Below are 22888 nucleotides of genomic sequence, written 5' to 3'. Positions count from 1 at the left end.
ATTTTAATTCTCCTGATCTGCATTCCTCAAATAATAGCCTACTCCTCGTCTTGTAATAATCCAGTTTGGATGGCTAGGGTTATCTTCAACCTTTTCACGTAGACGACGTACAGTCACATCTACAGTTCGTACATCACCAAAATAATCATATCCCCATACTGCCTGAAGTAAGTGTTCTCTCGTCATCACTTGTCCTATATGGCGTGCTAAGTAGTATACAAGTTCAAATTCACGATGGGTTAGTTCAATTGGTTCTCCTCTTTTAGAAACTAAATATGCGTCAGGTTGAATAAGTAAGGGACCTACTTCAATATTTTTCTTTTCATTTGCTGGTTCTTTTGATTTTTGGTTTCTACGAAGATTAGCCTTAACTCTCGCAATTAATTCTCTCGTACTGAATGGTTTAGTAACATAATCATCTGCACCTAATTCAAGTCCAAGAACTTTATCTATTTCAGAGTCTTTTGCTGTTAACATAATAATTGGCATTTCATAAGTTTTACGTACTTCACGGCAAACTTCCATTCCATCTTGATAAGGTAACATAATATCTAAAAGCATTAAATCTGGTTCATACTTCTTAACCATTTCAATTGCTTCATTACCATCATAAGCGCAATAAACGTCAAATCCTTCTTTCTCTAAACCAAATTTTAAAATATCTGCAATTGGTTGTTCATCGTCAACAACTAGAATTTTATATTTATCCATTTTTACATCCGCTCCTGTAGTCTTAATAGACGTATTTATCTTTATATTTATTTTATCATACAAGATTAGTGCTATCATCTAGTTCATTTAGATCCTGCTAACTTGAATATGTTTACTCCAACGAATACATTTGTTGTTTGTTCCTATGCTGAGTCTTCACCAGTTGCATTTCTCTCAGGAGTCACCGTTTTTCACGCCTGAATTATTTGATTTTCAGGATAGCAAAATTTTTCACAACAAGAGTTTAAGCACGACATCTGTAATTGCTTCACTCTGATCGCAATTATCGTTTTTTCTTTACCGAGGGTGTCTTCTCTGTCGATAGCTGCAATTACGCCTAAGGGCAGCTCACGTCCTTTGAGCAACGGTGTAATGTCGCTGCCCTGGCTCCAACTTGGAAGCATAGAAAGTCTTACTAAATATTTCTTCCCTTCCTCTACTAGTGATGCTTTATCCTTCGAGACAACTCGTAGACTATTCATGATGTAAATGTTCATATCTATTGTTTTTTTTTTTGCTACGTGCCATCAGCAAAAATCAAATTTCTACTAAAACAACACAATCCTTAACAAAACTAAGTTTTATATGATCCTATTAAGAAAAGCGCAAGGCGCCCCAATTACGCCTAAGTACAGCCTAGGTCCTATAGGCAACGGCGTAATATCGACATCCTGTCTCCCACCGATATGCAAATGTTCTGGCCGTTAAAAAGTGCTTTTTACTTTTTATGCGGCCAGGTTATTTGACACGAGGTGATGGCGCCTGAAGCTAGACATCAATAGAAAAAACTTATAAATTATTACCTATTAAAAAATCCTCTTAACTATATATTCTATAGTTAAGAGGATTTTCCTATTATCTATTTAAATAATCCATTGGGTTCCTCAGCTGACCATTTTGGTAAACTTCAAAGTGCAGATGTATTCCTGTTGAGTTACCTGTAGAACCCATTCTACCAATTGTCTGTCCTTTTCCAACCGTCTGTCCAACTCTTACATTTATACTTGCTAAATGAGCATACATTGTTTGCATTCCATTATTATGATTAATTCGAATTGTATTTCCATACCCATTTTCCCAGCCCGCAGATGACACAGTACCATTATCTGCAGCTAAAATATTATGATTTCTTGGTCCAGCAATATCAATACCTCGGTGATACCTTCCCCATCTCATTCCTTGATAACTTGATATATAGCCCCCAACGGCAGGCCATGCTAATTGTCCAGTCCCTCTAGAAGGAGACGTTTTCGTTCCCCTAATAACTACTCTATTAACTGGTTCATTTACAATTTCTTCAGATATGGTTTCTTGCTTAACAGCTCTTCCATTTTCATATATTACAGAGTATTCAACGACCTTTTTTCCGTCTCTTCCTTCTTGGGCTACATTCGTCGTACCACTCCATACGTTATTATCATCACGGGTTTCTGTTTCATATGAAATTGTTTCTTCTCTTATTGATTCCTTTTCAACAATAACACTAATCATCGGTTTTAAAACTGTGACATTTAATTCATCCCCAATTTGTAATAAACTATCCTGTGTTATACCTGGGTTAATAGCCTGAATGTCACTCATTGATAGATCATGAGCAGATGCAATTGTTCCAAGAACATCCCCTTGCTTAACTGTATATAGTTCTTCCTCTAATGTACCTTGCTGTGCAATTTTAATAATTTCATCTAAAGTCAATATTTTATCTGGATGTGTAGATGATTTACTCCACTCAATTTCTTCAGATAAACTAATATCAATTATTCTAGATTTCCCAACTTTGATATCTTCATCTTCTGCTCTTTTTTGAAACTCTTCCAATTCTTCTTCACTTACATATTCTAAAATTAGAAGATTCTCTATCTGCTCTAAATCTTCATCTCTACTTACATGTCCAACAACATGTTCACCAATTGAAACTTTATAAGATTTAGCATTTATTACTACTACTTCATCTAATTCTTGAACTGTACTTGAATTATCAGTACTATGAAAAAAGACACGTTCTGGAATAAGTGAAATAGTATCACTTAAAGCAAAATCTAAGTCTTCAAACTCTTCATTTAGTGATTCTAGAATTCCATCTTTATATTCAGAAATAACATTCTTATCATCGACAATGCCAATTCGTTCTTCTCCATAATAAACATGGTAGATAGTTTCTATATTTAATTCTTGAACATCTTCTTCAGAATTATTAGCACTTGCTAAATTAGAAAATAAGAATATGAGTAAAGTAGATAGTAATAATGTGGATATATATATGAAAATATTATTATTTGAAATATCTCTATTTTGTGCTATGAGATAGTTTTTCGATAAATTCATGATTTTCCTCCTAGTTTACTTATGTATAACTATTGGTTATCTTAGTTATCAATTTACTAGTTCAATATAAGCATTGTTATTTTATCATATATTGTAAGAAATAGGCGGATTGTTTGAAAACGTAAAAAAAATGTATTATTAATGTTACAAATTATAAAACATATTTTTATAATACGACAATTAGTTTCGTACTTATTGTATCTCGAAATATCATTAGAGTCCTTAATTTAATTGACTTTTTTCTAATATTTTTATGTTTACCATGTAAAAATCCGGATTTAAAAAATGGTTTATATTTGTAATTTTGTTAAATATTTTTTGTAACAAAAATGAAATATAATATGAAATTTTTGTATATTAATGGATTATAGTGTAAATTTATTAGACTATTTATTTAAGATATATTATTAAAATTTGTTTTTTTAAGTCTTTAAATTTATTTTGCTTTTTATTCTTGCTCTTAGATGCATTAATTTCGCTTCAACGCTGCCCACGTCCTGTGGGCAACAGCGTAATGTCGCCGTCCTGGCTCTGCAATGCTTTTTTCGTTTAACAGCAATAAAAAAACCCATCCGTTATAAGGATAGGTGTTAGTTTAATTTTATGTGGTGCTGGCCAGAGGACTTGAACCCCCAACCTACTGATTACAAGTCAGTTGCTCTACCAATTGAGCTAGGCCAGCAAGGTTAAGTGGTGGCTCGGGACGGAATCGAACCGCCGACACATGGATTTTCAGTCCATTGCTCTACCGACTGAGCTACCGAGCCTTATTTTCGGCTTGCGATAAACTTCGAATTTCTTTATCAACTGCCTTCTTTCACATCTTCATGTATCTTTAATATACACTCCGGTGTTCAATCAGTTGCTTCCTCGATCTTCTCGTTTCTCCCAACCTTATAGATAGCATTCTAATTTAAAATGGCGGTCCCGACGGGAATCGAACCCGCGATCTCCTGCGTGACAGGCAGGCATGTTAACCGCTACACCACGGGACCTTGTCCAATATTACTATTTTATACAAAATATAAATTTGGTTGCGGGGGGCGGATTTGAACCACCGACCTTCGGGTTATGAGCCCGACGAGCTACCAGACTGCTCCACCCCGCGACGTTATAAAGTTTACGGATGAAGAATATTCAATGATGTATTGAACTCTCCTCTTAACGCTTATGCGTCAAGTTTGTGCTTAGTTAATTTGACGATGTCTTGCTTGTGCTCCACCCAGCGACGATAAAAGTAGTTTATGAAGCCACAAGATTTATTATACTACAAATACTAAGATAATGTAAAGTAAATAATTGGTGACCCGTACGGGATTCGAACCCGTGTTACCGCCGTGAAAGGGCGGTGTCTTAACCACTTGACCAACGGGCCATTAATTTTTTTTAACAGCGACAAGAAATATAATATCATTTTTATTTCATTAATGCAACACCTTTTTTATAAAAAATATAGGCGAAGAGAATCACGTTTTCTATTCTCTTCACCTCAATACCAATTAAAAATATATTAAGCAAAAACACCTCTAACAAGGTTTGTTTGGTTTCTATCAGGACCTACAGAAAAAATAGTTAAAGGAATCCCTGTTAGCTGGGAAATTCGTTCTACATAATAAAGAGCATTTTTAGGTAAATCATGTAATGACTTTACTCCTGTTATATCTTCATTCCAACCAGGAAGCTCCTCGTATACAGGTTCACATTCTGCAAGTACTTTTAAGCTTGCAGGGAATTGTTCAATTATCTCCCCTTTATACTTGTAAGCAACACAAATTTTTAATGTTTCAATACCTGTTAATACATCGATTGAATTTAATGATAAATCAGTTATTCCACTTACTCTTCTTGCATGACGAACAACCACACTATCAAACCAGCCAACACGACGTGGTCTTCCAGTTGTTGTACCGTACTCATTTCCTACCTCTCGAATTCGATCTCCAATTTCATTTTGTAGCTCTGTTGGAAAAGGTCCATCCCCTACTCGTGTAGTATAGGCTTTCGATACACCAACTACATGATTAATCCTTGATGGCCCAACACCGGATCCGATAGTAACACCACCAGCAATAGGGTTTGATGAGGTCACGAATGGATAGGTACCTTGATCAATATCAAGCATTACTCCTTGTGCTCCTTCAAATAAGACACGTTTCCCTGCATCCAAAGCATCATTCAAAACAACAGATGTATCAGTAACATACTTAGCAACTTGTTGTCCATATTCGTAGTATTCATCTAAGATTTCTTCTTTTTTGAATCCTTCTACTTCGTAAAATTTCTCGAACATTTTATTTTTTTCTTTTAAATTATACTCTAGCTTTTCTTCAAATGTTTCCTTATCCAGAAGATCTGCCACACGTATACCAACTCGAGCAGCTTTATCCATATAAGCTGGTCCAATTCCTTTACGAGTTGTGCCTATTTTATTTGCACCTTTACTATCCTCTTCTACTGCATCTAGCTTTAAATGATAAGGTAAAATTACATGTGCGCGATTACTAATACGTAAATTACTTGTATCCACCCCATGGTCATGTAGATACTTTAATTCTGTAACTAAAGCCTTAGGGTCAATAACCATTCCATTTCCGATAACGCAAGTTTTTTCTCCATTAAAAATTCCTGAAGGGATTAGATGAAGCTTATATTTTTTCCCGTTGAATACAATCGTATGTCCTGCGTTATTTCCACCTTGATATCGTGCAACTAATTCTGCTTGTTCTGACAAATAATCTGTGATTTTCCCTTTACCTTCGTCTCCCCACTGCGTACCAACTACTACTACTGATGGCATTTGAGTGCACCTCCATATGAATTACTGCTGTACTTTACTATAAACTGCAGTTCTAGCTCTTTTTAGTGAAAATTTACTCTTTAATAAATTTAATTATAACATTGTTAGTTTGTCTATAAATTTTATAAACATGAAAACCAACGTTAGTTTATCAACAATTACCTTTATAGTCAATAAAAATACGAACGTTTATATAAATATAATACTTTTCGTTCGTTTTTGTTGTTAAATACCATAATAAAAAACCTAACCTTCTATATAGTAAAAGGTTAGGCCCACCTTAAAAAGAACTGTCATCAAACTTATCAATAGGCTGATTTATGTTAAAAAAAAGGTCCAATAGCTAAAAACAACAATCTTTTAGAAAAGCGCCTATCAGTATTAAAGGGCAGGTTAAACATTCGTTCCAATTGGGTTGAAATTATTTTTCATCCTCCATGGTGCAAATTTCTACTTGTATCGAGGACTACCCTCAAAAATACGACAGTCATCTTACTTTTTTATCATCAATATTAAATTTTTGTACTATGCTATTAAGTTCTCCAGAAAGCTTTGCAAGGTCTTCTGAGCTATCTGAAACTCCTTCCATGGAGTTACTGGCTTGTTGGGCTGCTGCAGCTGTTTGCTCTACTCCTGCCGCTGATTCTTCAGCAATTGATGCTATTTCCTCAACAGAAGCATTCATTTCTTGGCTATTTGCTGATATGGTTGTTAATCTTTCTTTTATTTCTTCTACTCTATTCACCATTTCAATCATTGCATCATTTATATTTGTAAACGTTCCACCAGTAATCTTCAGTTGTTTCTTCCCTTTTTCTACTTCTTCATATCCACCTTGTAGAGAGTGAACAACCTCACTAGATTCTGATTGAATACCTTTAACAATTCCTGTAATATCCTTTACCGAAAGTCCTACTTGTTCAGCAAGCTTTCTTACTTCATCTGCAACTACAGCAAAGCCCTTCCCTTGTTCGCCTGCCCGAGCAGCTTCTATTGCAGCATTTAATGCTAATAAGTTTGTCTGATCAGCAATTTCTTGAATGACAGAAATTAATTTTGATATTTCTTGTGATTGCTTGTCTAGACCTTTTACCTTTACCACTGCTTCTTTAACTATATTGTCAATAGTCTCCATCTGTGTAACAGATTTCTCCATCATTTGGTGTCCTTCTTCTGTTAATTCCAAGACTCCATTAGATGCTTCATAAATTTTTTCCCCACTTAAGCTTACATCTTGAACTTCAGAAGAAAATGCTTCCATCCCAGATGATAGATCACTTGCATTGTTTGCTTGTGCTTCAGACCCGGATGCTAGCTCTTGCATTGTTGTTGCAATTTGTTGTGAACCTGCTTTTACTTCATTTGCTGAAGTAGATAACGTTTTACTCTGATCGTTAAGACTAGTTGATGCCTTTAAAACACCTTTCATAATATGCTTTATATTTTCTTGCATTTCATTTAGGCTTATTGCTAGCTGTCCTATTTCATCTTTTCTCTTTGTTTTAATTATATCTCCAGATAAATCTCCATTTGAAATTGCTCTCATACGTACCGTTACTTTACGAAGAGGTGAGCCAATTGCATTGCCCATAATTACACCGATTATTATGGCAAACGCTAGGGCTACAACGCTAGCAACAGTTATAATTATTAATGTTAATGAATAACTACTTTCATTTTGTTCATTTAAGTTGCTAGCTATTTCTTCATTAATATTTCTTAATTCAGTTAAATGATTAGAAGCACGTGAATATGACCCTTCCCCCATTGCTAAACCGTTGTGTGCTTGTTCAAAATTTCCACTTCCTATAAGACTTAAATTCCTAATTACAATATTAGAGAAATTTGCCCAATCAGCTTGAAAAGATTCGAAAACCTCTCTTTCAAAAGTTGCTAGTTCTCTACTTCCATAATATTCAATATAGGTTTCAATTTCCCTTAGATTACTCTCAATCCTTTCAATAAGGGATATATCCTCATTTACAACTGAAGTAACTAGAACTACTCTTGTATTCTCTGCAAGTTGAATAATAGATGCTAAGTCATTTAATGGCTGTACTCGTTCTTCGTACATAATCCGTCCATTATCGTTTATTGTTTGTAATCCCATTATCGCTGCTATTCCTAAACCAATTAATAAAACTGCAATAAGTATGTAAGAAATTAGTAACTTCCCTTTTACTTTCATAAAATACTATTCCCCTTTTTTACAATTATTCTCTTACGAGTCAATTTCATAATTCTTTATTCATTATAAATCACGAACATTTATACAAAAAGCTACTATTTAATTTGATCTCCGCTTCATACGTATCAATTACGCCTAAGGGCAGCCTACGTCCTGTAGGCAACGGCGTAATGTCGACATCCTAGCTGCGGGCACGTCTTCCTCTGCAATCGAAAATAATGTTCGTCTTTTTCAACAATTTACATTTATGAAATTCATTCTTCCAATAAGAAATTCTATTATTCTAGTCTACTTCTATATTTTTTTGAATCTTTTAAATGCATTCCTTTAGTATATCTTTATATAATTTAATTTTCATTACTTTTTCACTATTTTATTATAATTTTATAAATATTTTTACTAATACTCTAAAGACCTCAAAAAAAGAGCTTAGAAATTTCTAAGCTCCAGGTGGCATATCTTGTTCGTCATACCTTCTTTCTAAATTGACAAACTTATTATATTCTTTTACAAAAGCTAACTCTACTGTACCTACTGGCCCATTACGTTGTTTAGCAATAATAATTTCGATAATATCTTTCTTTTCACTTTCTTTATCATAGTAATCATCTCTATAAAGGAAAGCAACAATATCAGCATCCTGTTCAATACTTCCTGATTCACGGATGTCCGACATCATTGGACGTTTATCTGTTCTTGATTCTACACCACGAGATAACTGAGATAAGGCAATTACAGGAACTTCTAGTTCACGTGCTAAACCTTTTAATGAACGTGATATTTCAGAAACCTCTTGTTGTCTACCTTCACCACTACGAGCATCACCTTGAATCAGCTGTAAGTAATCAATCATGATCATCCCTAAACCTTTTTCTTGCTTTAATCTGCGGCATTTTGCTCGTATTTCATTTACCTTTATTCCAGGAGTATCATCAATATATATTCCTGCTTTTGATAAGCTTCCCATAGCCATCGTTAACTTCTGCCAATCATCATCTGTTAATTTACCAGTTCTTAGTCTTTGGGCATCTATATTACCTTCTGCACAAAGCATACGCATAACGAGCTGATCTGCTCCCATCTCTAAACTAAAGATTGCCACATTTTCATCTGTTTTAGTTGCTACATTTTGAGAGATATTTAATGCGAATGCCGTTTTACCTACAGATGGTCTTGCTGCAACAATTATTAAGTCATTACGTTGAAATCCAGCAGTAATCCTGTCTAATTCTGAGAAACCAGTAGGGATACCTGTTACATCACCGGTTTGATGCTGCATCATTTCAATTTTATCAAATGCCTCTACTAACACATCTTTAATGGAAATAAATGCTCCAGAATTCTTTTTCTGTGAAACTTCTAAAATAGTTTTCTCTGCATCATTTAAAATAGCATCCACATCTTCGTCAGCAGCATATCCATCTGATGCGATGTTTGTTGCTACACGAATTAGACGACGGAGAAGAGACTTTTCTTCAACAATTTGGCTATAGTAGCCTACATTGGCAGCAGTAGGTACAGCATTTGCCAAATCACTTATATATGTTACACCACCAATTTCTTCTAACCACTTTTTCGTCTGTAGCTCCGATGTGACTGTAACAAGATCTACCGGCTCTCCTCTTTGTCCAAGAGTTAGCATTACGGAAAAGATACGTTGATGAGCAGCACGGTAAAAGTCTTCTGGAACTAAACGTTCAGAGGCGGTGACGAGAGCTTGTTCTTCAATAAAAATAGCCCCCAACACCGCCTGTTCTGCTTCTATATTTTGTGGTGGTGTGCGATCAGCAAAGATATCACTCATGACACACTTCCCCCGTTTCTCAAGTATTTTCTATTCTTCGATGACTTGAACTTTTAAAGTTGCAGTCACTTTCGAGTGTAATTTCACATTAATATTTGTAAAACCTAATGCACGGATAGGTTCGTCCATTTCAATTTTTCTTTTATCAATTTTAATTTTCTTTTTCTTCAATTGTTCTGCAATCTGTTTATTTGTTACTGCACCAAAAAGCCTACCATTTTCCCCTGCTTTTGCCTTAATTTGTATCGTCATTTTTTCTAGATCTTCTTTTAATCTTTCTGCTTCTTCAACTACTTCATCTGCTTTTTTCTGTTCACTTTCTTGTTTTTTCTCCAAAGACTTCATGTTTCCAGTATTAGCTTCAATGGCTAAGTTATTTTTTAGGAGATAATTTCGAGCATAACCTTCTGCAACATTTTTTACCTCTCCCTTTTTCCCTTTACCTTTAACGTCCTTCAAAAAAATTACTTTCATGACGACTGTCCCCCCTTGAAATAATCATCAATTTTATCCTTTAGCAAATCTTCTGCTTCTTCAATATCAATATCTTCTAATTGGGTAGCTGCATTCGTTAAGTGTCCTCCGCCTCCCAATTTTTCCATTATTACTTGTACATTCACGTCTCCTAAAGAACGACTGCTTATACTTATCCTATCATCACTTAGTTTAGAAATTACAAAAGATGCAATTACATCATTCATTGTTAATAGAGTGTCGGCGGCCTGCGCAATGAGTAACTGTCCATATGTTTCATCTGATTCTCCTTTTGCAATCGCCATACCACCAGAGTATATATATGCTCTTTCTATTAATTTTGAACGTTTTACATATTGATTTAAATCTTCTTTCATTAGCTTTTGAACAAGTGTCGTGTCTGCACCTTTACTTTTTAAGTATGATGCAGCATCAAACGTCCTTGTTCCTGTTCGAATAGCAAAACTTTTCGTATCCACTATAATACCAGATAAAAGTGCTGTTGACTCTAAAACATCCAATTTGGGATGATTTGGCTGATATTGTAACATCTCTGTTATTAATTCAGCTGTGGAGGAAGCGTAAGGCTCCATGTATACAAGAACAGCCTCTTTAATAAACTCCTCACTTCGCCTATGATGATCAATTACAATTACTCTATCCATATTACTTAATAACGAAGGATCGACTACTAGTGATGGTTTATGAGTATCCACTACTACGAGAAGTGTATCCTCTGTACTTTCCTCATAGGCTTCTTCAGGTGATATAAATTGAGCCCAAAGTTCATTATGATTTTTTATTTCTTCAAGTAGCTTAGAAACACTTTGATTCATGTCATTTGGGTCTAATACAATAAAACCTGTTTTACCATTGGCTTCTGCAATCTTTAACATTCCTATTGCTGCACCAATAGCATCCATATCTGGGTTTTTATGACCCATTACAATTACTTTATCGCTTTCAGATATAAAATCCCTTATAGCATGTGAAATAACTCTTGCGCGGACTCTTGTCCGTTTTTCAATGGCATTTGATTTACCACCATAAAAACGAACTTTACCGTTTGATTGCTTAATGGCAACTTGGTCTCCACCTCTACCAAGTGCTAAATCTAAACTAGATTGACTTAATTTCCCTAGCTCTCTTAAGTTAGATTCACCGCTGCCAATTCCAATACTTAGGGTTAGTGCTACCTGCTCTTTCGCTGTTGCTTCTCTCACTTCATCAAGAATGGTAAAGCGGTCCTCTTCTAGCTGCTCTAAAGCTTCTTCGTTAAATATTGCGATAAAACGGTCCGATGATGTTCTTTTAAGCAATATATTATATTTTTGCGACCATTGATTTAATCTATCAGTTACTTTTGTTAATAACCTACTTCTTAATTGATCTTCCATCCCTTGTGTTACTTCATCATAATTATCTAAATAAACAATACCTATATCGGTTTTATCACGTTCAAATAACTCTTTAATTTCTTGCTCTTCTGTCACATTAAAGAAATAGAGAAGACGTTCATTTTTTTCATGGATAATTCGAAAGTTTTTTTCTTCTATAGATAATAAGAATTGCTCTTCCTCTAAATCATCAGGAAGTTCATCAGAAATAAACTGTATAGGCTTACCTATACATTCTTCATCATATAAAGAAGAAATGTACGGATTTACCCATTGTATGTGATTATTCTTATTATATAGTACTATTCCTATTGGTAAACTTGTAACAGCCTTTTCTCCTGCTTTATTAATTCTATATGTTAGCGTTGAAATATAGTTACTTAATTCTTCTGCAAATTGTTTTTTGGCCTTCATCATAAAATAGAAAACAATAGCTAGAGAAATAAAACCTAAAATTCCAATTTTCCATTGAAAGTAAGTTAAAATTCCCGTAAAGAACACTGCTATTGAGAACAGTGCGATTACGTGATAGCCATGCCATCGCTTTAATAAAAAATTGGGCATTCTTCACAACTCCTACTTCTTCGAGTTCAAACGTTTCCTTAATTCGAAACCTAAATCAATTATACCTAAGATCCGGATGATATAAAGCATAAATGGTAAAAGAAAAGTTAATACCACAATTATTATAGGCATCGCTTTACTTTTCCCTTTACTATGAAAATAAAAGAAAATAAAAGAGAAGCCTTGTATTATCATCACTATTTCAAGTATTGGTGCAAGGTTGGCAATCACTATATACATAGTAGAACCGTGTTCTGTTCCAATCAGCATAATGATATATGTAAATAAATAATACCATATAAAGGCTCTTGGGAAAGACCACTCTCTAAATGGTGGAAAAAGAGCAATTTCATAATCTAATTGTCGCAAGAATAAAGAAGAAAGCCATTGTACTAAAAATGCTATACTAATCCCTGTTACAATGATAATCATAGGAGTAATAAATGGAATTTCATCTATGAATGCATATGCATTTTCTACTAAAACTTCTTCATTTTGTCCAACAAAATCAAGCATTTGCTCAGATATTACTATGGAATCTCTTATTAAATCTTGAATGATTTCAACAAGGTTTAAATTAAAAATTACGATACTTCCGATATAGTTTAATATTAATGCTGCTATAAATGATAGCGATCCCCCTAATAGAACTCCAAATGCATCTTTTTTCCTTCTATATAGTTCTCCAATAACAATACCTGTAGCAACGAAGGTTAACGTTAGTGGTAGAGATAACGGGGTTATTATAAATAATAAAAAGAAAGCAATTAACCCAAGTATAATCCCTTGTTTTAATCCGTGCTTACACGTGTAAATAACAAACGGTATTGGTAAAGTTAACATGAGAAATAAACCAATAAAAGGGACAAAGAGTGTTAATAAAATGAGTAATATATAAATTGCTATAAATTTCATGCCTTCTTTCAATTGTTTAGAACGTTCCATCGTATTTTCCCTCTTTCTAGTTTTTCTAATGTTAATATTAGTGTCGGTAATTATTGTAGCATGAGTCAAATAAAAAGAACAAAAAGTTCTTCTATTGATGTTTCATGTGAAACATCAAAATAATCTATCTACTATGTATTTTCTCCTTATTTTATATAGAAACAAACATAAGGATTTAAATAATTTCTGGAATCTTAAAATAAAAAACTCTCAGTAGCTCCGTCACTACTGAGAGTTTTTTATTTTAAAACATTACTCTGTTACGTATGGTAAAAGAGCCATTGAACGAGAACGCTTAATTGCGCGCGTTAATTGACGTTGATACTTAGCGGAAGTACCAGTCACACGGCGAGGAAGAATTTTTCCACGTTCAGAAATAAACTTCTTCAACAAGTCAGTGTCTTTATAGTCAATTTTTTCAATTTTATTTACAGTAAAGTAACATACTTTACGACGTTTTGGACGACCACGACGTGCCATGATAACCCCTCCTTTTCATTTAAATTACTATATTTAATAATTAATTTTGTTTATTTTAAAATGGCAAATCATCATCGTTAATGTCAATTGGTTTACCATCATTAGCAAACGGATCATCATTCGAATTCCCTTGATTGCCACCTTGATTACCTTGATCTCTTTGACCAAAGCCCTGTCCATATCCCTGGTTCGGAGGGTTTTGATAACCACTGTTGCCTTGCCCTTGGCCTTGTCCCATACCTTGACCTTGATTATAGCCGCCGCTAGATTGCTCACGGTTTCCACCACCTGATGCATTACGTGGCTCCAAAAATTGAACACTATCTGCTACAACTTCTGTCACAAATACACGGCGTCCTTCATTATTGTCGTAGTTACGAGTTTGAATTCTTCCTTCAACTCCAGCTAAGCTGCCTTTTTTCAAATAATTAGCTACATTTTCAGCTTGCTTTCTCCAAATCACACAGTTTATGAAATCCGCTTCACGGTCTCCTTGCTGATTTGAAAAAGGCCGATTGACAGCTATTGTAAATGTGGCAACTGCTATACCGTTAGCTGTATACCGTAATTCTGGATCCTTCGTTAAACGACCAACTAAAACAACTCGGTTAATCATCCGAACTCCTCCCCGGAACATAATCTATCTATAAATTATTCTTCATCACGAACGACAATATGACGTAAGATGTTGTCGTTAATTCTTACTAAACGGTTGAATTCATCAATTGCTTCAGTAGGAGCATTTACGTTTAATAGCACGTAATAGCCTTCTTTAAAGTCATTGATTTCATAAGCTAAACGACGCTTACCTTTTTCCTCAGCCTTTTCTACTTCTGCGCCATTGTCCGTTAAAATAGTATTGAAACGTTCAACAACCTCTTTCGTTGCTGCTTCTTCAAGATTTGGACGTACAATGTACATAATTTCATACTTGCGCATGTTTCGTCACCTCCTTTTGGTCTAAGGCTCCACTATTAATTAGAGGAGCAAGGAGCAAATAATTCAGTTATTGCTCGCAATGATCAATTATAGCAGAGTAGAACCTTTTATACAAGATTGTATTAAAAAAATCCATTAAACATTAATTTAATGGATTTTCTCTGAGGATTTTAACTTAATAAAAAGGCTATGTTAAAGGATGGTGTTATTTTATTAGACATTTGATTTTTGCAGATCATGCGAGATTCCTGCGGGAAAAGCAATAGGTGAAGATACCACAGGAAGCGTTCTTTGCTTCCGAGGAAGCTGAAGCATTGGCCGCATTACACTACTTAACTATTTTTATTTTCTGGATAGTCTAAACATTAAACCTGAAATGGATGACATCTCCATCCTGAACGATATATTCTTTTCCTTCTAATCGAACTTTACCGTTTTCTTTTGCAATTGCCATTGATCCAGCTTGTACTAAATCCTCGTATGAAACAATCTCAGCTCTAATAAATCCTCTTTCGAAGTCTGTATGAATGACTCCCGCTGCCTGAGGAGCCTTTGTACCTCTACGGATTGTCCAAGCACGAACTTCTTGTTTACCTGCAGTGAAATATGTTTCTAGACCGAGGAGATTGTATGCTGCTTTAATTAACTGGTCTAAACCAGACTCTTCAATACCAAGTTCCTGCAAAAACTCTTCTTTTTCTTCACCGTCTAATTCAGCAATTTCAGATTCAATTTTGGCACAAACAACGATTACCTCTGAACCTTCTTCTGTAGCAAAATCTTTTACCTTTTGAACATTAGGGTTTTCATCTGCATCTAAAATTTCCTCTTCACTAACATTTGCTGCATATAAAACTGGTTTCATTGTTAATAAATGAAGTCCTTTTGCAATCTTCATTTGTTCTTTTGACATATCTACACTACGTGCTGGCTTTTCATTCTCGAATGCAGTCCGTAACTTATCTAACACTTCAAATTCAACCATTGCTTCTTTATCTTTTTGTTTTGCCATCTTTTCAACTTTACCGATTCTTTTCTCCACTGTTTCTAAATCAGCTAAAATTAGTTCTAAATTAATCACTTGAATATCTCGTATAGGATCTACACTTCCAGACACGTGTGTGATGTTATCATCTACAAAGCATCGAACAACATGAGATATGGCATCTACTTGACGAATATGAGATAAGAACTTATTTCCTAACCCTTCTCCCTTACTTGCACCTTCCACAATACCTGCAATATCCGTAAACTCAAATGCAGTTGGAACTGTTTTTTTGGGTTCTACCATTTCTGTTAGTTTATCTAAACGATGATCTGGGACTTCTACGATTCCTACGTTTGGATCAATAGTACAGAATGGATAATTAGCTGATTCTGCACCTGCTTGAGTAATTGCATTAAATAACGTTGATTTCCCTACATTCGGTAAACCAACAATTCCTGTAGTTAACGCCATAGTAAATTGCTCCTTTATTTAAAAGATAGGAATTATACATATTTCCACGAGAGGTGTCTAGCTTCAGTCATGATAGACGTGTTAGTTACACCTTTCCTATATAAACCTTATTTATATCCCTACCAATTATAGTAATAGTATAAAAAAAGCGCAAGGCGTTAATTTCCCACTAAAAGGTGTATGTAAATATTTCTAATCTTTTTTGTAAATTAGTGGGCAAGCAAAAGAGGATTTATTTTAATAAATTACTATTCTTGATTATGATGAACGATAACTTTCTTCATTTTTTTAGCAAACTCTTTTCTGGGAATCATCACACTATGGTCACATTTACAGCATTTTATACGTATGTCCATACCCATACGTATAATTTTCCATCTATTCTCACCACATGGATGAGGTTTTTTCATTTCCACAATATCCTGTAGATTAAAATCCTTATCGGCCATACGAATTCACTTCCTCTTAATTATTCATTTGTTGAAATTATACTATAACTCATCACAACAGTGCTATTGATACATTTATTCTGTCCTACTGTCATCAAACCGGTGCACAATAGGGTGCAATAAAATTGCAGCCAATATATATAAATTTAATACCCCATACAGAGGATAAAGAATAGCTATCAATTTTGAAAATCCAATGGTTGTAAGTGGCATCATAATAAGTAATAGCATCAAAGCGATTAACCAGAATGGAAATTTAATATATTCATATGTTCTTGTACATAAACCAAGTATTCCAGAAGCTGCAGTTGTATAAATTGCTGCCCATAATAATCCTGACATTACTAGAATCATAAAGTAAGGATAATGTTTTAAAATTGCAAAAAGTGGTATTTCATATAACATCACTTCATTTGCTACCTTTAATAATGAATCATTGTATAACAGTGAAATTAATCCTAATATGATTGCACTACCTAGGCTTGCAATTAACATTTCACCTTTATATGATATTTTATTTCCAATTGCTGCTATGACAGCAACTAATGGTAAAATATTTAGTGCTGTAAAAGTAAATGCTGATGGCCAATTTCTTTGTTCTGTTAATGTCATTTCAATAGAAAAACCTGTTGTTATTTGAAAAACAACTAATGTCCCAACTAAGAATGTAATCAGTATTGGTATTATCATTGCATTCATTGACGTCATACCATTTATACCCCAAACAAATAACAAAACGAGGAGTCCTACAATGATTGCAACACCATACCAATATGGAATATGAACGGCTTCCAATGTTGCTCCTCCACCTGCAATCATGATTACGGTAGTGGAAAATAAATATAATATAATCATCCCATCATATAAACGTGTTAACCTTCTTCCCATCAATTCCTTTAAAATAGGAATATAGTGAGTGGATTTCTTTTCATAGCTTATTTTCATAATTACATAACAACATATAAAAAATAGAATTGAAAATAGGAGTATTGCAAACGTGCTTTCTGTCCCAAAAAATTGCCATAGCTCTCTTCCTGAAGCATACCCTGCTCCAATCATCGTACCTATAATTAAGAACATCCATTTAAAACCTGATAGCCACATCGCTTTCCCCTCTTTTTTTCGTATTTGATGTATAGAACAATAAAAGTTTCCGTATACTGTTACTATTATTGTAGAAATGAGGGTTGTATGATGCTTTCTGGACAACTTTTTCCACAAAAGAAAAATAACTCATTTCGAGTGCATATGAATCAACCAATTGTCATTAGTCATATGGCAAAAAAAATTTTTTCTCTTTTACCAAAAGATAAAGAACAGGAAATTGTGACTGTGTGTATTGGAACTGATCGTTCTACTGGAGATAGTTTAGGGCCATTAGTAGGTACTAAATTATTAGAAAGAGGGTTTAATCAATTTTCAACCTATGGTACTTTGAAAGAACCTGTTCACGCAAAAAATTTAGAAGATATAATTTCTCAAATACAAGTGAATCACCATAACCCATTTATCATTGGTATTGATGCTTGTCTAGGGAGATCTTCCAGTGTTGGTTATTTAACCATTGGAGAAGGACCAGTTCGTCCGGGAGCCGCAGTAAATAAACAATTACCAGCTATTGGTGATATTCATATTACTGGAATTGTAAATGTCAATGGCTTTATGGAAATGATGGTACTCCAAAACACTCGCCTTTCATTAGTAATGGAGATGGCTGATATTATATCTAGAGCAATCGTCCGATCTGCTCGTTGGCAATCAGTTACACCAAATTGGTTAGAACAAACATTAAAACGTGAAAACTATATTTAGAAAGCAAAGCGCAAGGCCCCGTCTGGAGCTAGCCGCCTTTCGTGGTGAAAATATTATAAATTACCTTTCAAAAAAAAGAACTGCATTCCACTTTATAAAAGAATGCAGTTCTTTTTTTTCAAGATAGAACGCCTATGCATGTGAAGACTTGCACCATGGAGGATGAAAATACTCATCAGGAGGTTCATCCGTTTCAGGCAGGCCAATTACACCTAAGATCAGCCCACGTCCTGTAGGCAACGGCGTAATATCGCCATCCTAGCTCCGGGCACGGCCTCAACTTCCTAAAACTTACACAGTAAGCTTTTAGGGGATTTTCGGATCGTGCTGATCCCACTGAAGTCGCTGCCCTTCACTACTGAACTATTTAAGGTACAATAACTTATTTTTCTAATATTGCACAGTCGTATTTTCAGGGTAGACAGACAGTTTTAATCTTATCAAATAAGAACTGTATATGAGTATATCTTGTCCTAGTTATGAATTTTATATTTCATGAAAACTTAGAAACTAGGTATATATTGTAGAATTATTAATAGAATAACAGTAACAATAATTGCAGGTAATAAATTTGCCACTCTTATTTTAGGAATTCCTAATAGGTTAAGTCCAATACCTATAATCATTACTCCACCTACTGCTGTAATTTCATTAATAAATAAATTTAAGAAGTTTTCTGGAACTAAAATCACAATATAAGTAGCAAGTAATGCAATGGTACCTTGATATAGAACAACTGGAATAGCGGAAAACATAACACCCAGGCCCATGGTTGCAGCAAATACTATAGAAGCAAAACCGTCAAGAACAGATTTAGTTAACAAAACAGAATGATCATTTCTAAATCCACTATCTAATGCACCTATAATTGACATAGCACCTACTACAAACAATAGTGTTGCTGCAACAAATCCTTCAGCTAGTTTTCCATCTGCTTTACTTTTCATTTTTTTCTCTACCCAATTACCTACTTCATTTAACTTCCCTTCTAAATTCCACCTTTCTCCTATCACCCCACCTAAAGCTAAACTGAAAATAACAACAAGAAATTGTTCCCCTTCAAAAGCCATGCTTATTCCTAACACAATTACAGCTAAACCAATTGCTTTCATAACTGTTTCTTTTAGATTATCTGAAAAATTCTTTAACTTAATCCCTAATAACGAACCAATGATAATTGCTACTCCATTTACTATTGTTCCAAATAAAATCATCGCTTTTACTCCTTACTAATTACCCAAATTACTTCAAGTGTATTTTTAGATTTATTATACGTTGTTTTCTATGAGATTGTTTTTATAAGAACTATATAGTATGGCTTTAATACACTACAAGCCGGATACTTATAGGCAAGGCACTAGTGTTACATCTGTTCGTAATTTGTAGTTTTTAGAACGGTGGCAACTGCGTATACCTACTGACCTGAATTACTATCCAGTATAAAGTTCAAAGACATTCCATAGTTATCTGTTTATATTAATTAATTATACTTTCCTATTAATACAATTATTAACAAAAAGTGATCATCAAATGATGATCACTAGTTCTAAATTTCATTCTCTTCATTAATTAAATGAAGAATTCGTTCTAAATCGTCATCGGAAAAAAATTCTATTTCGATCTTACCTTTATTTTTTCCTTTTCTAATTTGAACATTTGTTCCAAAATATTCTTTAAGGCTAGCTTCTCTTTCACGAATAAAGGGAGAAACATTTTTTTTAGGAATTGTTTCACGTGGAACATTTTTGTTCACTTGTTGAATCAATTCTTCTAGTTGTCTTACACTTAACTTTTCTTTTATTACTTTTTCAATGATAGCATTAAATTGTTCTTTATTTTTTAAGCCTAATAAAGCACGGCCATGACCCATTGATAGTTTACCATCATCTATTAATGTTTGAGCTACTTGTGGTAATTGAAGTAATCTAACATGGTTAGCTATATGTGGTCTACTTTTCCCAAGCTTTTTTGAAAGCTCTTCTTGAGTAACTTTTAAATGCCCCATCAATTTTTGGTATGCTTTTGCTTCCTCTAAAGGATTTAAATCCTCTCGTTGTAAGTTCTCAATTAATGCAATTTCCATCATTTTTTCCTCAGTTAAGTCTCTAACAACTGCCGGAATAAATGATAAGTTTGCTGCTTTTGCTGCGCGAAATCGTCGTTCACCAACTACAATTTCATATCCTTTAATACTTTTCCTTACGATAATTGGCTGAAGGATTCCATGCTCTAAAATAGATGTTTTTAATTCTTCAATAGCTTCTGGTTCAAAAGTTTTTCTTGGTTGATATGGATTTGGTCTTAATTCGGTAATTTTTATTTCTTGTACTTGTTCATCATTATTATTTTCCGCTTCTGGAAAGAAAGCACTAATCCCTTTCCCTAAACCTCTAGCCATGATTCATCACTTCCTTAGCTAAGTCAATATAAACTTCAGCACCCCTTGATTTCGGGTCGTATGTAATGATTGGTTCCCCATGACTTGGCGCTTCTCCTAAGCGAATATTCCTCGGTATTATTGTTTGGAATACTTTTTCCCGAAAATATTTTTTCACTTCTTCAATAACTTGTATACCTAAGTTAGTTCTTGCATCTAACATTGTTAATAACACGCCTTCAATTTCTAAATCGTGATTTAAATGCTTTTGAACTAATCTCACTGTATTCAATAGTTGACTAAGTCCTTCTAATGCATAGTACTCACACTGTACAGGAATTAATACAGAATCAGCAGCTGTTAATGAATTTATCGTTAATAAACCAAGTGATGGTGGACAATCTATTATTACATAATCATAATCCGATTTCACTTGCTCTATAGCCCTCTTCAACCGAACTTCTCTCGATATTGTAGGTACTAACTCTATTTCAGCACCAGCTAACTGTATAGTAGATGGAATTATATGAAGGTTATCTACGATCGTCGGAATGATAACATCATGTGCTTTACGATCCTCTACAAGAACATTATAAATACAGTGGTCAACGTCACCTTTGTCAATTCCAATACCACTAGTTGTGTTACCTTGTGGGTCAATATCAATTATTAGTGTTTTGCGCCCCACATGGGCGAGACATGCACTTAAATTAACAGCAGTTGTCGTTTTTCCAACACCGCCTTTTTGATTTGCAATAGCTATGACTCTTCCCATTTTGTCACCTACCTTAATTCTAGCATTCTATTTATGAAAATCATGGATGAAATACACCTACACGTACAAATATAGCTATCTCAATAATAGCTATACGTACAATACCATCTGAAAACTCCTTTAAGTAGAGAATCAGTGATTCAGACAATTTCTGTATTGATAAAAACAGATTTAAATAATGTACACTACCTTAAATCTATTACAGTAAAAAAGAAATTGACTGACTGATTCTTATTTTATCATGAAAAGTAGATTTAGTAGGTAATGGTTTTATAAAAAAAAATAAAAACTAATTACAATTAACGTTTTTTCTAGTAAATTCCTTCTGAACTACTAATAATAGTATACGAAAAAATTGTAAAAACAAAAATAATGCATTCGTCTCATTAGACGAATGCTATTTTTTATATCGATTTAGCTATGACAAAAATCAATGTCTATATTTTTAAGTTATGATTTCGGTATTTTGATTGTAAATTGATAGTAATCCTCATGTTCCTCTTCTGAAGTATCTACATTCATTCCTGTTTGAACAACCATATCGACTGATTTTCTAATGGTGTTCATTGCTAGACGCATATCTTTAGAGACACCTTTACGAATTGGTTTTTTCTTAGTAACAGTACCTTCTTTGAGTTTTTTTATAACTTCTTCTGTCTGTTTTACATTTAGTTCTTCACTAATAATTCTCTGTAAAATCTTTTCTTGCTGTTCAACATCCTTTAATCCTATAAGAGCACGTGCATGTCTTTCAGTAATTTTTCTTTCTAATAATGCTGACTGAACAGATTCAGGCAGGTGGAGTAGTCTCAATTTATTTGCTATTGTAGACTGGCCCTTCCCTAAACGTTGAGCCAAACTTTCTTGTGTTAAATTATGAATGTCTAATAGTTTTGCGTATGCAGCAGCTTCCTCAATGGATGTTAAACCTTCGCGTTGTAAATTTTCAATTAAAGCAACGGAAGCAGTTTGTGAATCATTAAATTCTTTAATAATTCCTGGTATGGTTTCCCACCCTAATTTCTTTACAGCTCTCCAACGACGTTCTCCAGCAATAATTTCATACTGGTCATCACGTATTCTTACAACTATTGGTTGTATAATACCGTGGGTCTTTATTGTTTGAGCTAATTCTTCAATACGATCATCTTGGAAGATGGTTCTTGGTTGATAACGATTAGGAACGATTTCATCAACTTTTAATTGCTGAACCTCTTCTTTATCTGAGGTTAATACCTCTTCCTCTTTTTCATTTAATCCGAATAATCGGGTAAATGATTGCTTCATGGTTAACACCACCTTAAGAAAACTACCTCTTTATCTATAATAAAGTTCGAGAAATAAACGGAAAATCCTGCAAATAAAACTATTATATTATTTTTTTACACTTAT

Annotated in this window: 19 protein-coding genes and 5 tRNA genes; 1 reads left to right on the top strand and 23 read right to left on the bottom strand. The window is 34.1% G+C overall.

Features of this window, described 5'->3' with window-relative positions:
* Positions 1-3 precede the first annotated feature (3 nt).
* The 19 genes from yycF to QA612_RS18295 form a co-directional block, all read right to left on the bottom strand.
* Positions 4-711, bottom strand: coding sequence for a response regulator YycF (gene yycF, locus QA612_RS18385; RefSeq protein ID WP_278285285.1), 708 nt, complete (start codon positions 709-711; stop codon positions 4-6).
* An 855-nt stretch (positions 712-1566) separates the two neighbouring features.
* Positions 1567-3036 carry a peptidoglycan DD-metalloendopeptidase family protein gene (locus QA612_RS18380; RefSeq protein ID WP_278285284.1) on the bottom strand — a complete coding sequence of 490 codons (1470 nt, stop codon included), beginning with the start codon at positions 3034-3036 and terminating at the stop codon, positions 1567-1569.
* 606 nt (positions 3037-3642) lie between these two features.
* Positions 3643-3718 (bottom strand) — tRNA-Thr (locus QA612_RS18375).
* Between the two features lie 9 nt (positions 3719-3727).
* A tRNA-Phe gene (locus QA612_RS18370) sits at positions 3728-3803 on the bottom strand.
* A gap of 152 nt (positions 3804-3955) precedes the next feature.
* A tRNA-Asp gene (locus QA612_RS18365) sits at positions 3956-4031 on the bottom strand.
* A gap of 36 nt (positions 4032-4067) precedes the next feature.
* Positions 4068-4144 (bottom strand) — tRNA-Met (locus QA612_RS18360).
* A 192-nt stretch (positions 4145-4336) separates the two neighbouring features.
* Positions 4337-4411, bottom strand: a tRNA-Glu gene (locus QA612_RS18355).
* Between the two features lie 135 nt (positions 4412-4546).
* Positions 4547-5833, bottom strand: a complete 1287-nt coding sequence (locus QA612_RS18350) for an adenylosuccinate synthase (RefSeq protein ID WP_278285283.1) — start codon at positions 5831-5833, stop codon at positions 4547-4549.
* A gap of 487 nt (positions 5834-6320) precedes the next feature.
* On the bottom strand, positions 6321-8021 hold the full coding sequence (locus QA612_RS18345; protein ID WP_278285282.1) for a methyl-accepting chemotaxis protein: 1701 nt from the start codon (positions 8019-8021) through the stop codon (positions 6321-6323).
* A 439-nt stretch (positions 8022-8460) separates the two neighbouring features.
* Positions 8461-9825, bottom strand: coding sequence for a replicative DNA helicase (dnaB, locus tag QA612_RS18340; RefSeq protein ID WP_278285281.1), 1365 nt, complete (start codon positions 9823-9825; stop codon positions 8461-8463).
* A gap of 30 nt (positions 9826-9855) precedes the next feature.
* Positions 9856-10299: a 50S ribosomal protein L9 gene (gene rplI, locus QA612_RS18335; protein WP_278285280.1), complete on the bottom strand. Its 444-nt coding sequence runs from the start codon at positions 10297-10299 to the stop codon at positions 9856-9858.
* On the bottom strand, positions 10296-12260 hold the full coding sequence (locus QA612_RS18330; protein WP_278285279.1) for a DHH family phosphoesterase: 1965 nt from the start codon (positions 12258-12260) through the stop codon (positions 10296-10298). Before QA612_RS18330 ends, rplI begins: the two co-directional genes overlap by 4 nt.
* A 12-nt stretch (positions 12261-12272) precedes the next feature.
* Positions 12273-13205, bottom strand: coding sequence for a YybS family protein (locus tag QA612_RS18325; protein WP_278285278.1), 933 nt, complete (start codon positions 13203-13205; stop codon positions 12273-12275).
* A gap of 252 nt (positions 13206-13457) precedes the next feature.
* A complete protein-coding gene (rpsR, locus tag QA612_RS18320) occupies positions 13458-13685 on the bottom strand; it encodes a 30S ribosomal protein S18 (RefSeq protein WP_278285277.1) in 228 nt (75 codons plus the stop codon).
* Between the two features lie 55 nt (positions 13686-13740).
* Positions 13741-14301 (bottom strand): single-stranded DNA-binding protein, encoded by a 561-nt coding sequence (gene ssb / locus QA612_RS18315; RefSeq protein ID WP_278285276.1) that lies wholly within the window; start codon positions 14299-14301, stop codon positions 13741-13743.
* Positions 14302-14336: 35 nt separating this feature from the next.
* A complete protein-coding gene (rpsF, locus tag QA612_RS18310) occupies positions 14337-14624 on the bottom strand; it encodes a 30S ribosomal protein S6 (RefSeq protein ID WP_278285275.1) in 288 nt (95 codons plus the stop codon).
* A 358-nt stretch (positions 14625-14982) separates the two neighbouring features.
* Entirely contained in the window at positions 14983-16083 is a 1101-nt protein-coding gene (ychF, locus tag QA612_RS18305; RefSeq protein WP_278285274.1) for a redox-regulated ATPase YchF, read from the bottom strand.
* Positions 16084-16331: 248 nt separating this feature from the next.
* Positions 16332-16532 carry a DUF951 domain-containing protein gene (locus tag QA612_RS18300; RefSeq protein ID WP_278285273.1) on the bottom strand — a complete coding sequence of 67 codons (201 nt, stop codon included), beginning with the start codon at positions 16530-16532 and terminating at the stop codon, positions 16332-16334.
* 75 nt (positions 16533-16607) lie between these two features.
* Positions 16608-17636, bottom strand: coding sequence for a YkvI family membrane protein (locus QA612_RS18295; protein ID WP_278285272.1), 1029 nt, complete (start codon positions 17634-17636; stop codon positions 16608-16610).
* An 87-nt stretch (positions 17637-17723) separates the two neighbouring features.
* Between QA612_RS18295 and yyaC the strand changes: the two genes are divergently transcribed.
* Positions 17724-18344, top strand: a complete 621-nt coding sequence (yyaC, locus tag QA612_RS18290) for a spore protease YyaC (RefSeq protein WP_481804455.1) — start codon at positions 17724-17726, stop codon at positions 18342-18344.
* 503 nt (positions 18345-18847) lie between these two features.
* Here the strand turns inward: yyaC and QA612_RS18285 are convergent.
* The 4 genes from QA612_RS18285 to noc all read right to left on the bottom strand — a co-directional run bounded on the left by QA612_RS18285 (position 18848) and on the right by noc (position 22783).
* A complete protein-coding gene (locus QA612_RS18285; protein WP_278285271.1) occupies positions 18848-19558 on the bottom strand; it encodes a DUF554 domain-containing protein in 711 nt (236 codons plus the stop codon).
* A gap of 332 nt (positions 19559-19890) precedes the next feature.
* A complete protein-coding gene (locus QA612_RS18280; protein ID WP_278285270.1) occupies positions 19891-20742 on the bottom strand; it encodes a ParB/RepB/Spo0J family partition protein in 852 nt (283 codons plus the stop codon).
* Complete coding sequence (locus tag QA612_RS18275) at positions 20735-21496, bottom strand: ParA family protein (RefSeq protein WP_278285269.1); 762 nt, start codon at positions 21494-21496, stop codon at positions 20735-20737. The genes QA612_RS18280 and QA612_RS18275 overlap by 8 nt, the downstream gene beginning before the upstream one ends.
* Before the next feature lie 450 nt (positions 21497-21946).
* Entirely contained in the window at positions 21947-22783 is an 837-nt protein-coding gene (noc, locus tag QA612_RS18270; RefSeq protein ID WP_278285268.1) for a nucleoid occlusion protein, read from the bottom strand.
* Positions 22784-22888 lie beyond the last annotated feature (105 nt).

The sequence above is a fragment of the Evansella sp. AB-P1 genome (assembly GCF_029688925.1).
GTDB lineage: Bacteria > Bacillota > Bacilli > Bacillales > Salisediminibacteriaceae > Evansella.
This window is presented reverse-complemented; position numbering and strand designations above follow the sequence as displayed.